Consider the following 13069-nt stretch of genomic DNA (forward strand, 5'->3'; position numbering starts at 1 on the left):
TTGTTTAGTAAGCGGCTATTGCCTAATGGTTTGGTGGACAAAAAAATGTCTCATCCTTTGGTAAGTGTTATTATCCCCACAAAAAATAGGCCTAGTTATGCTACTTTAGCCGTTCAAAGCGCTTTGAACCAGACTTTTAATGATTTAGAAATAATTCTGGTCGATGGCAGCTCAAATCGTATTTTTGGGGAAATGGTGGGTAAATTGGAGGATAAGCGAATCCGTTATTACCTCCAGGAAGGTGGCCGAGGGGTATCTGCGGCCAGAAATTTCGGCATTGGACGAGCTAAGGGTAGATTTCTCGCTTTTTTAGATGATGATGACGTTTGGCTACCGCATCACGTTGAAAAACAAGTATCTGTCTTGAAAAATGATGGAGTTCGATGCGTTTATAGTTCTTCTTGTTATTTGGTCAACGAAGATGGTGTGATTCTGGGGTCTAAATTTTTCGAGCCGAATAACAATAACAACGATATGTATCATAAACTACTAAAAAGCAACGTAACTGGAAATTGTTCTGGATTTATGGCAAGTAAAGACTGTTTCACAGAAGTTGGTTTTTTTGATGAGCAGCTTTTTGCCTCTGAGGATTGGGATATGTGGATTAGACTTGCCAAAAAAAATAATTTTGTAAGCGTAGATGGCCCAACCTACATGTATCGTCTTCACCGAAAAAGATTGAGTAACGACTATACCCCAATAATAAAAGCTCAACAATTGCTTTTCCGGAAAGTGTTAACGGATATTGCCTCAGCTCCTAATAAAAACGAGGCATTAAGGTGTTGGCGCGTGCTCTTGGGCACTGATTACCTTCAATATGGAGCTAATTCAAGGGCAAGGCATGAGTACTCCCAGGCGATACAGCTGGACAAGCGCTCAATAAGTCTGTATCTTCGTTATTTATCCGCGTGTTTTCCCGCTCAAGTATATAACTGGGGACATTCAAAGCTTGAACCTGTGATTATTCAAATTAAGAATGGGGAACGAAAAGGTTTGCTGTATAACTTTCTTTAGTTGGGTTCTTGTCGATGTTTTTGTCTTTTGGTGTTAAATTTGCTTAAAATCTTAAATTTCTTCCTGTTGGGAATATTTTTTCTTATAATTTTGGTTTCATGTCTGTTGGCGGCGCGGTGGCATACACAACATATATTAAATCGTAACCCATACGATATTTATGGGTTTAGGAACAAAAACTGTCATATCTTTTCTAGTAGTGATTTTATGTCTCTCAATGTTGTTACCTCTAGGCCAAGTCCTTGCTACAGGCGATATCACTATTTCTATCTCTACCAGTGGCACTATTAAAAAAACTCACGAAAACACCGGTTCCCTTAAAATAAGGATTTATGAATCGTCATGGAATTTCAATGAATACAATGAAACCACATTATCCAATACATTTGGTATGTCTCAGTCCTGGTGGATTGACCCGAGCAGTCCCTATAACCATTATGACTCAAAAATGACTCAGGTTTTAGAGACGAACCCTGACTTTAAGTTTTTAGTCTACAGGAACGTGATGACAATTTACAGTTATTGGTCTGATGAGTGGAATTACGCGAACAGTCAAGGCTGGCTTCTTAAGGATTCACAGGGAAATTATGTTACTGAATCCTCGTATTCGGATAATTATATGGTTGACATCACCAATGCCTCTTATCAGCAATGGGTAGCCAATAGATGTGCACTATGGCTTGAGCAGCACCCTCAATTTGCCGGTGTCATGGCTGATAATGGTCTAAAATATAGTGCTTCTGAATGGGCTGGCGCTGCCAACTCAACACCCATCGACCAATCGACAGGCCTGCCGTTTACTACCCAAAAAATCCTCGATGGTTGCGCAGGAACCCTAAACGCGATAATCAATGCCCTTGGCCCAGATAAAATGGTGACAGCTAACGGGATATGGACAGGCTTTTGTTTCGACCTAGCAAGCACCGAAGTTCCTATGGCGGGACAAAACTACCGATATATTCTATCTCAAGTCCCCGGCTTAAAGGGCATTATGAGTGAAGGTCCATTCTACCAATCGTATTCCACACATTACTATTCCGTGACGGAATGGCAACAGTCAATCAACATGGTGAAGTGGATTCAAGATAATTTCCTATCCAACCCAGAAAATCAGTTCATCGCGCTTGTGCCCGCTGCAGCCTCCATCATTCCTGAAGGCACCTCAAAACTTGATTTAGCAATGTTTGGATACTGTTCTCTACTCTTAGCGGCTGAGAAATCCGATCAGAACAACATAGGCTTCGGTGGAACCCCTAGCACAATGAGCCAAGACACAGAGTTGTTATCGTTTGCTCAGCAAATCAGAAACCTAGACATTGGATTACCGATTGGTAACTACTACCAAGCCTCTGGGTCCTCTTTGTTTGCCCGAACCTTCACGGGGGGGTTAGTGCTGGTTAATCCATCCGATAATGCAGTTACGTACCCGCTTGGTCATAACTATTATCTGATGGATGGCAGCGCTACGCCGCAGTCTTTGGTGATAAATCCACATCAGGGTGTTATCCTGCTTAACCAAAAGCAGCCTTGAGATGCAATCCACAGACCCCTCCGCATCTCTCCGCCAACAAGATGACGTGAACAGGTGGCGCCAGACTAGCAAAACAAGGCAGCAGACAAAGTTGCCGCCGAAAAATGATAAAAAGAGTGATTGGTATGCAGATGCCCCCCTTAATGGTTGGAGACTTAGCCTTTTTGATCGCTATCACAGCTATTGTTTTGCTTATAACCGCAGAATTTGTTTCCCACCATTATGGCTCCATAAATTTTGTAGTGAATAAGAGGAAGCTTCTGGGGTTGTCGTATGTCTTTGCCGTCTTGTTTTTCTTGACCTTTGCCCTGCGTTTCTTTAACGTACTATGAGATTATAACTTGCGAGGCGCCCACCTGAAGGGTATGCTTTTTTGGCTGTAGGTTATAAAATTTTAAAGCTTTAATTGTAATTCTACAAAGAATAAACGGGTGCCGACCAGAATGTCAAATAAAAAAATGGGCTTTAACCGACTTCTTAGCTTAATTATGTTTATTGCCGGACTGAGCCTAGTGGCTGTTTCAGCAATTAACGCTTCTTCCTACATAGCTATACTTGGCACAGCCGCATTTTTTTGGGGCGCAATCCTACTCTATTTAACCCCCACAAAACACGTGCCCCTATCTTACCTTGAAGCTTCAACAAACTTCCAACTTGACAATATCGAGCGTATACTTACTGAATTCAACCTAAACGAAAAAGGCATTTATCTCCCACCGAAAAACCTAACAGACGTGGAATCAAGCCTAATTTTTATCCCAAAATCCCCACAAACCCTTATACCTACCACAAAAAGCGACGAAAACCTGCGTCTAAGACAAAACGATGGCTTATTCCTCACGCCACCCGGTAAAGGACTACTGAAGGTCATGGAAAAAGTGGGCAAAGTCTCGTTTACCAAACTTGATATCCGAGAATTGGAACCGACACTTAAAAAGATCCTAATCGAAGACTTTGAATCAGCAGAAAAAATAGAAACCAACGTTAAACAGAACCTTACAACAATCGTGATCTCCGGAAGTCTCTTTAGCGAAATTTGCAATCAGGCAAGCCAATCCCCCCGCGCCCACAATCAAGTCGGGTGCCTTTTCTCCAGCGCATTGGCCTGTGCATTGGTAAAAGTTATTGGAAACCCCATCATAATCGAAAGCGAAACCACAGATCCAAATACAAAAACCACAACAATTCAATTTAAGTCGATAGTCGAAAAATAGAAATGCGCGCGGTATAGGCGGCTAGTGAGCAAGCTAATGGCTATCTTCTCGATTTATTGATTCTTATAAGCATAATAAACAAATCTAGCTGGGCAAGGTAAAGTTAATGACCCAAGGATTAAACCAAACAAGAGGTCAAATTAAACAACTTATACTTGATACGATAGAAAAACAGGCGCCAGAAACTACTGATCAGTTAATTGCTGCCGTAAAAGATAAAACCGACGCCTTAGACACTGAATCCATCCTCAACTTGATCGTTGAACTTGAAAACGAAGGCAACCTGATTTTTACTGACCGCTCTTCAACTTCAAATTTTAGAAGCTATATTTTTTCAAAGAAAGCCTCTTGGTTCTGGGTGGTCATTATCCTGTCAATCGGAAGTTGTCTGTCTACATTTATCATTTCAGATAGTGCGTCACCTATTCGTTTAGTTTTCAGTTCTATTTTCGTCTTGTTTCTACCGGGTTACGCAATCATAAGATTGCTTTTTCCCATAAAAGTTCCGATAACAACCCAAAGCCAAAACATGGATGACATAGAACGTATAGCTATGAGCTTTGGAACCAGTATAGTGCTCGTGCCCATGGTGGGTTTAATCTTGAACTATACTCCCTGGGGTATACGTTTGATTCCCCTCACCACCTGTTTACTTTTATTAACGGTTTTTTTCGCAATTTTAGCAGTTTGGCGTTCAAGCAAACAATTTGTGCTTCACGAGCAGCATTAACTACAAACCTGCCTTTTATTGGAGTCTTTTCTGTTTACTATCGATTCTGTAGTGGTGAATAGGTGGATAATCCTGCTTATGACAGGCTTGGGATAACAAGCAAAAGGCAGAATTAATTGGCTGCTTTTTTTGTGGCCTTAAAATCAGATGGTGAAATATGAGTTGAGATAGTGATCTGAACAAAATAGGGCTTGCTAATTTTTCAAGCGCACTTGTTAGGTGAATGAAAAATACGTGGCCTGAATGTTTAGCATCAGTTTAATTTTTCGCTCTATAATCTTATTAAATGCATATTACAATCTCCAGAATATTTTAAAAGCAAATTATATCAGCCCAACTATTAAAATTTATAAATGACCAGAAAGTTACACTTGAAGAAGAGGGCAAGGTAAAGAGGAGAAGGCTTCAGTGAAAACAATTCAGTCAATTATAGGGTACAGTTTCTTTCCCAAGCACCTCCACTGGATAAGCAACAATTCAGGTTTGAGGTAACTTGAAAAAATCAAGTTTCTGCACTCTTATCGTTTTTTCATTAATAATCATTCAATTGTGTGTCTCTGCAAGTTTAATCAAAGGCGACTTGACCCCAGCAGCCATCTTGAATGAAAACCCCCAAAACCAAAGCTTCTTCCCCTACGCCCCAAACACCTTGATGCAAGATTTATCCTGCTCATATAACCCAAACCATAACCCCTTCGACCAATGTTTCTGCGATAAGTGCACAGTAGTTCACCACATCACCGTTACTCCAAAAAACGCAACAATCAAAGCTAATGAATCCCAAACTTACCAAGCCACAGCATACGACTCATGTGGCCACGGATGGGACATTACCACATCGAAAGACATCGTTTGGAGCATCAACAGTGGTGAAGGCACGTATGTTTGGACGGCTAATTCTGTTCAAGTAACCAAACCCGGTACCTGGGTAGTTACGGCCAGCTACTGCGACAAAAATGGCACCGCAACTTTAGTGGTGAAGGATACAAACGTCCAAAAGCTGGACCACATAACTGCCTCCATTAACCCCACAACTGTTGAGGCACCCGGCAACGCAGTCGGTACAGCAACAGCATATGATATTCATGGTAAAAGCTGGGACGTAAGTGCCTTGGCAACATGGATAATCCTCTCTGGCGGCGACGGCGGCGTCTGGCAACAGAACGTTTACACCTCAAACACCGCAGGAGTCTACACTGTACAAGCCACCTATCAGGGAAAAACAGCCACAGCCAACCTAACCGTAACACATGCCACTAACCCCTCATACATAGACCACATCACCGCCCAAGTCAACCCAACCGCCATAGCTGCACCCAACACGGCAACGGGCTCGGCGACAGCATACGACAAATTCGGCAACAGTTGGGATATAAGCACACTGGCAGCTTGGAGCATACCCGCCGGAGGCGACGGGGGAACATGGTCGAATAATGTTTACGCCTCAAAGAATGCTGGAGCCTACACGGTGCAGGCATCATATAGCGGTAAAACCGCCACTGCTTCTCTAACAGTTACCCATGCAACAGACATCGCTTATCTTGATCACATAACTGCCTCCTTGAGCCCGACAACGGTGGCAGCGCCAAATACTGTCACAGGTACCGCAACGGCATATGATACCTTTGGTAACAGCTGGGACATCAGCACCCAGGCGGCATGGAGCCTACCTAAGGGAGGCGACGGAGGCTCCTGGAGCAGCAACATCTACACATCCCATACAGCCGGCAGCTACCTCGTACAAGCATCATATAACGGCAAAACCGCAACCGCCGACCTGACAGTAACACATGCAACCGACCAAGCCCACCTAGCCTACATAACCGCCCGAGTGAACCCGACCACCGTAGCCGCTCCAGGCAAAGTCACGGGCGCGGCAAGGGCTTTTGATACCTTCGGTAACAGTTGGGACGTGAGCACATCGGCAACGTGGGGTATAGCTGCAGGGAACGATGGGGGCTCATGGCAACAAAATATCTACACTTCCAGCAAAGCTGGGAACTATACCGTGCAAGCCGCTTATTTGGGCAAGACTGCAACCGCTGAGTTGAAGGTAACACACGCAACTGACTTTGCCTATTTGGATCGTATCGTGGCATCGGTCAGTCCATCAACTGTAGCCGCGCCAAACCAAGCTACAGGAAAAGCCATAGCCACCGACCAATTCGGCAACAGTTGGGATGTAAGTGCAGTGGCAACTTGGAGCATTCCAGCTGGAGGCGACGGCGGCTCATGGAACAGCAACGTTTACACCTCCCACACGGCAGGCAACTATGTCATACAAGCCGCCTACGGAGGAAAAACCGCCACCGCGGCCTTAACAGTCACCCATGCAACCGATCCCGTGTATCTCGACCACATAACGGTTTCTTTAAACCCGACAACCGTGTCTGCACCAAACACCGTTACCGGCACAGCCACGGCATATGACACATTCGGCAACAGCTGGGACATAAGCACCCAAGCAGCATGGAGTATACCTGCGGGCAATGACGGCGGCAGTTGGCTAAAGAACATTTACACATCTAACAAAGCAGGGACATACACTGCACAGGCTACTTACGGGGGCAAATCAGCTTCTGCAAGCCTGACTGTTACTCACGCGACGGATATAGCATATTTAGCTTTCATCACCGCCTCAGTGAATCCGACTAAAGTGGCTGCCCCCAACACGGTTACTGGAACAGCCACAGCAACCGACATTTACGGTAACAGCTGGGACATAAGCACCGCAGCTATCTGGAGTATTCCTTCTGGAGGCGACGGGGGCGTCTGGCAACAGAACGTTTACACCTCAAACACAGCAGGGGTCTACACTGTACAGGCGTCTTATGGAGGCAAGAGCGCAAACGCCGATTTGACGGTGACACATGCCTCTGACGTCTCATACTTAGATCATATAGTTGCATCAATCAACCCAACAACCGTAGCTGCACCAGACCATGCCACCGGAAAAGCCACGGCACACGACAAATTCGGTAATAGCTGGGACATCAGCACACTGGCAGCTTGGAGCATACCCGTAGGAAACGACGGCGGCGTCTGGGCTAAGAATGTTTACACCTCAAAAACCGCTGGCAACTACACCGTTGAAGCTTCATACAGCGGCAAAACCGCAACAACCACTCTAACAGTCACTCATGCAACCGACACAGCATACCTCGACCACATCGCTGCGTCCTTAAGCCCTGCAACTGTTGCTGCACCAAACAAAGTCACAGGCAAAGCAACGGCATACGACACCTTTGGTAACAGCTGGGATATAAGCTCACAGGCAACATGGAGTATACCTAAGGGTGGGGACGGAGGCTCTTGGGACGCAAACGTCTACACATCCCACACAGCCGGAAACTACACCATACAGGCAGCATACAGCGGCAAAACCGCCAGCGTCGCCCTGGAAGTCACCCACGCCGTCGACGGAGCATATCTTGACCGAATCGTGATTGCACCCAAGGAGTCAACTGTTGATAGAGGAGTTGCACAGTATTATAGTGCCACTGCCTTTGATAACTTCGGCAACAGCTGGGCCGTTGAGGCCGCCTACAGCTGCCCCAACTCCAACGTCGTCGTTTCGGGGAACTCTGCACGTTCAAGCATCAACGGCCAATACACCATCACAGGGGTGTATAGTGGAAAATCGGATTCTGCCATCCTCAATGTAGTCGGGCAGTCTTCGTCTTCGGACTCTGGCTCTGGCTCCTCGAGTGGTGTAGGGACAATTAAATCGATAGTGGTGTTACCTGCATCGTCATCGGTTGCAGCGGGCGGGTCCATGACGTTTGTGGCTTTAGCCTCCGATGGCCATACCAGCTGGAGCGTTACTGGCAAAGTCACATGGAGCATCGATGCATCTGCAGGGGGCTCTTGGAACCAGGCAACTGGAACCTACACTTCATCTAAAGCAGGCAACTGGACAGTGAAGGCAACCTTAGGCAGCGTCTATGGAAATGCCCGTTTGATGGTGAATTCCAGCTCAGCTGTGGTTGACCACATCGCAATCAGCCCCAAGAAAGCATCAGTTGCGGCTGGCGTTGCCCAGAACTATACGGTTACAGCTTACGACAAAGAGGGCAACAGTTTAGGTGACGTTACGGCGCTGTCAAATTTCAGTGCAGCGGGCGCTTTAGTGGAGGGCAATTCTGTTAGGGCAAGCAGTGCAGGCTCCTACAATGTAACCGCAGCCTACGAGGGGCTGGTTGACGTGGCAGTGTTAACGGTGACTGAGCAAAGCGTGAACTTGTACCTATATTTGGAGGCAGTGTTGTTGGCGCTGGCTGGTCTGCTGGCTGGGCTGGGAGCGTTTAGGTACTATGGGGTTAGGCGTCGCCGCAGGCTAAATCGCAGTGAACCCGCCGTGGATGCTGCCGGACAAATTTAGCTGCTGCGGCCGGCAATGATTAATCCAAAGGTGATTTCCGAGTGCTAAGCCAGATTCATGCGCTTAATGAAATCTAAGACTTTCTCGTACTCCTTTAGGTACTGCCGTCCCTTCTCCGTTAGCCTAGGCGAAGCCGCATCCTCAATCAAGCCGAGATCTTCAAGCTTATTCACGTACTTCTTTAAGCGATCAAAGGACACGTTGAGTTTAACCTGTACATGAGTTAACAGAATCTTCTCGTTCTTTGACTCCTCGTTCAGCAAAGCCAGTAAATCACCGTATATGATGACTTTGTCTCTGCGTGCATTCTTCATTTAATCGGTGTCCTTTTTAGGTGATCGATAAAATGTTATGTATGCAACGAATAGGAAAATCGCTATACCGCCGCCCCGGATTAGCTGTGAGCCCCACCACGCCAGCATACTCGAATCTGCAGCCCAGATAATTATCAAGAACTGGCTAATTGCAAAGAACATGTAGCCTATAGGAGTCAATACATTGGCAGGCTGGGGGTTTGCTACCTGATTTTTTAACGCCATAACGATAATGTAACTTAAGCTTATGATTATGAAAATGCGAACGTACTGCGAAGCTACTCTGTAGTTTGCGAAATTAAGTTGAGGCAGAAAAATCGCCGATATAACGGAGGCTATAATCGCAACCAAGATTACGCTGAAGGTGATATTCCAGATAAGCTGGTTAGTCTCGCTTTGCTTGCTTTGCTCTCGGGAAAAATGGTAAGTTGCCGCAAGAAAGACAAAGGCGAAGGTTCTGGCTACCAGTTGAATCCACAGAAATGTATCTTTTTGAAGAAAACTGGGTTCGGTATAAATAACTGCTGAGAAAACGTGCGATGCGGCAAGTAAACCGAAAGCAAGGGGCAAACCGACGTACTGCCCCTTTTTTGTGAAGCGGTACGGTTTCATCATAAACCATACCAGGACAAAAAAGAGTACGGCTGAAACTACCTCAAAGGCTATCCTGAACTCCTGGAAATCAGACATAGAACAGTATTCACTTTGGTACTTTATGGGCTTTTCCTTTTAACAACATAATAAAAAAGGCCTTGACGTTAATACAACCCCACCCCATTTGACAGAAAAACAAAAATTTTATCGTAAATAAAAATGTGCTGCGCCTTAGTATTGACATGTTTTTACGTTCATCAAAGAGGAGTGAGTATTATAACTAACAAGCGACGAATTGGGGTTCACAAAAAATGGAGAATATAGAATGAAAATTAAAACTAAATCTTTAGCCACATTATTCGCAGTTCTTATGATTATCTCAACCGCTATCCCCCTTGCCACATTGCCAACAGCTAGCGCCGCTGACGCTTCAGTCAAAACTTTTCCATTCGTCGGCGCAACACCAAACCCAGTGGGCGTCAACCAACAAGTGCTCATCCACGTAGGCATATCCGCACAGCTTTCCACCGCAAACCTCGGCTGGAAAGATATGAGCGTTACAATCATTGATCCCGACGGCAAAATAGAAACAATAACCGGCATCAACACAGACTCCACAGGCGGAACAGGCACAGTCTATACCCCAACAAAAGTTGGCAACTACACAATCCAATCACATTTCCCCGAGCAGAAAATGCCCACCACTGCAGGCGGCATCGCAGCTAACACAACCATGCTTGCAAGCGACAGCGAAAATCTGACTCTTGTCGTAAGGTCTGACCCCATAGCAATATACCCCGGTAACCCGTTGCCAGGTGAATATTGGACTCGCCCCATTAACTCGCAACTCAGAGAATGGTATTCAATATCCGGCAGTTCTTGGATGTCGGGCAACTTCAACGATGGACCAACCACCCCCCACGTGCTTTGGGCAACTGAACTCACTAACGCGGGCCTATTCGGCGGCGAGTTGGGTCTTGTCGGTTCAGGCGGTACTTCGGTTTCGTTTGAGAACGGTGACGCATATGAAGGCAAATGGATTAACAGCTTTATCCTCGCAGGCAGACTATACTATCAAGATGCCCCCGGCACACTCCGAGCAGTCGCCAGTAACATGCCTGTAGTCTATCACTGTGTAGATTTACGAACCGGTGAAGAATACTGGGCAAAGACGTTCCTTAACAACAAAACCATAACCTTCTGCCAAGCACTCTACTGGGAATCCTACAACTCTCAAGGTGTATTCGCGTACCTTTGGGTAGTCGATGGTACAACTTGGACTGCATTTGACCCCTACACCGGTGACTGGCGTGGAACAATCACAAACGTACCCACAGGCACAAGAATCACCGATGAAAAAGGCAACGTCTTCCTCTACAACGTCAACCTAAACGCTGGCTACATGACACTCTGGAACATGACTGCCCTCATCTCGATGGAAGGCAGCTTTGGCAGATCATTCGTCAGCACTACAATCAATGCATCAGCAACAACTGGCACTGCAAGAACGGCAGCTCAACGTGCATGGGCATGGAACATTACCATACCTAAAGGCTTACCTGGTGCTGTCAATGGAGTTGCACTCGGCGAGAAAGTTGTCGGTTCCAGCCAAAACACCACACACGTAGTCACTTGGGCATTCAGCATCGACGACTCTAACGGCGCCCCCTCTGGAGCATTACTGTACAAGAATGTTTGGTCTACACCCTCTGAATGGACTGAAGGAAGCCTACAGTTCGTAACCTACGGAAGCAGCTGGTGCTTAACTGACCTCAATGAGAACATCGGCTTAATCTGGATGAAGGAACTTAGGAAGTACTACGCTTTCGACTTGGAAAACGGCAAATTCTTATGGGCCACTGAACCGGAACATTACCTTAACATGTATGGGCCGGGCAGACAAATCATCGATGGCCAACTCGTTTCCTACGGCTATGCAGGCATCGTTAACGGCTATGATTTATCCAACGGCGATCTATTATGGACCTACAATAACCGTGACCAATACACTGAAATTCTCTGGAGCAGCGACTGGCCATTATTCTGCTACGGAACAAGCAACGAATTAGCGTACTTCTTCTTCATGGAGCACTCTGGCAACCAGCCCCTATCACGAGGCGCACCCACAGTCTGTCTTAACACCACTGACGGCAGCGTAGTCTGGAGAGCAGATGGACTCTTCCGAACAACCAACTGGGGTGGAACTCCAATCATGGGCGACAGCGTCATCTCACTGTTCAACACCTATGACCAGCAGGTCTATGCAATCGGCAAAGGCCCCAGCGCACTCACTGTTACCGCACCTGATGTTGGAATATCCTTAGGCAATTCCGTTGTCATTAAAGGCGCTGTCACAGACATTTCGCCAGGCTTAGTCGATAACTACGCAATTACGGCGCGATTCCCCAACGGTGTCCCCGCAGTTTCTGACGACAGCCAAGCGGCATGGATGCAATACGTCTACCAGCAGTTTGCTCGTCCCAGCAACGCAACCGGCGTCGATGTTTCCTTGATGGTACTTGACTCCAACAACAACGTCTACAGCATCGGAACAGCCACCGCTGATGCAAGCGGCACCTTTGGCTTCTCATGGACACCTGAAATACCCGGCCAATACACGATCTACGCGGTCTTTGAAGGTTCAGGAGCATACTATCCATCCACTGCACAAACCTACATCAACGTTGAAGAACCAGTTGAGCCAACCCCAACGGTTACAGCGCAGCCCATTTCATCTGTTGTAGACACCTACTTCCTCCCCTCAGTCGTAGCCATAGTCATCGCAATCGCCATAGTCGGCGCAGTCCTATTGCTTGCAATCAAAAAGCGACCATAAAACCAAACCTAAACAAATTTCCCCTTCTCTTTTTTGTTTTAAAACAGTATTGTTTTAGCCTTAACGTCAGAGTCTATTCGGGTCGTTTGTGGGCACCATGGGACTTGGGTATATTTGGTTTGTTGGGCGGTTGCTTTTGGGTTAGTGCAATTTGAGTGATCCTGTTGGGTTGTGATGAGCTTTTTGTTTGGTCCCTATTGGTTTTTTGGTTGATGTTAGGAACTGTAAATTCGTTTTGGTCGGGTGCTTGCGGTGGCGGTGGCATGTGGCAAGTTTAGCGCTGAAGCTAAGGCCTAGAGAAATGCGCAAAAGCTTATCCTACGGGGGCAACTACCAGGTAGGGCGCGGCGCCATATCTGCAGTGCGTAAATCGCGAGTCCACATGGAAAAGAAGCAAGGTTTACACAATCAACCGGGTAAAAGTTAGCAACAGGGCAATGAACAGAGAATCCCAA

8 protein-coding genes are annotated in these 13069 nt (G+C 46.4%); 6 read left to right on the forward strand and 2 right to left on the reverse strand.

The window, feature by feature from the left end:
* From NWE93_10745 to NWE93_10765, 5 genes are all read left to right on the forward strand, one after another.
* On the forward strand, positions 1–1014 hold the full coding sequence (locus tag NWE93_10745; GenBank protein MCW4000707.1) for a glycosyltransferase: 1014 nt from the start codon (positions 1–3) through the stop codon (positions 1012–1014).
* Between the two features lie 160 nt (positions 1015–1174).
* Positions 1175–2545 carry a putative glycoside hydrolase family 15 protein gene (locus NWE93_10750; protein MCW4000708.1) on the forward strand — a complete coding sequence of 457 codons (1371 nt, stop codon included), beginning with the start codon at positions 1175–1177 and terminating at the stop codon, positions 2543–2545.
* 443 nt (positions 2546–2988) lie between these two features.
* Positions 2989–3759 (forward strand): hypothetical protein, encoded by a 771-nt coding sequence (locus NWE93_10755; protein ID MCW4000709.1) that lies wholly within the window; start codon positions 2989–2991, stop codon positions 3757–3759.
* A gap of 106 nt (positions 3760–3865) precedes the next feature.
* Positions 3866–4489: a DUF1616 domain-containing protein gene (locus NWE93_10760; GenBank protein MCW4000710.1), complete on the forward strand. Its 624-nt coding sequence runs from the start codon at positions 3866–3868 to the stop codon at positions 4487–4489.
* Positions 4490–4982: 493 nt separating this feature from the next.
* Positions 4983–8870 carry a hypothetical protein gene (locus NWE93_10765; protein ID MCW4000711.1) on the forward strand — a complete coding sequence of 1296 codons (3888 nt, stop codon included), beginning with the start codon at positions 4983–4985 and terminating at the stop codon, positions 8868–8870.
* A gap of 44 nt (positions 8871–8914) precedes the next feature.
* On the opposite strand, the gene NWE93_10770 is transcribed toward NWE93_10765, so the two are convergent.
* Together NWE93_10770 and NWE93_10775 are read right to left on the reverse strand one after the other, a co-directional pair.
* Positions 8915–9184, reverse strand: a complete 270-nt coding sequence (locus NWE93_10770) for a winged helix-turn-helix domain-containing protein (GenBank protein MCW4000712.1) — start codon at positions 9182–9184, stop codon at positions 8915–8917.
* A complete protein-coding gene (locus NWE93_10775; protein MCW4000713.1) occupies positions 9185–9799 on the reverse strand; it encodes a hypothetical protein in 615 nt (204 codons plus the stop codon).
* 304 nt (positions 9800–10103) lie between these two features.
* On the opposite strand from NWE93_10775, the gene NWE93_10780 reads away from it, so the two are divergent.
* Entirely contained in the window at positions 10104–12614 is a 2511-nt protein-coding gene (locus NWE93_10780; GenBank protein ID MCW4000714.1) for a hypothetical protein, read from the forward strand.
* Positions 12615–13069 lie beyond the last annotated feature (455 nt).

The sequence above is a fragment of the Candidatus Bathyarchaeota archaeon genome (genome assembly GCA_026014735.1).
Taxonomy (GTDB): Archaea; Thermoproteota; Bathyarchaeia; order Bathyarchaeales; family Bathycorpusculaceae; genus Bathycorpusculum.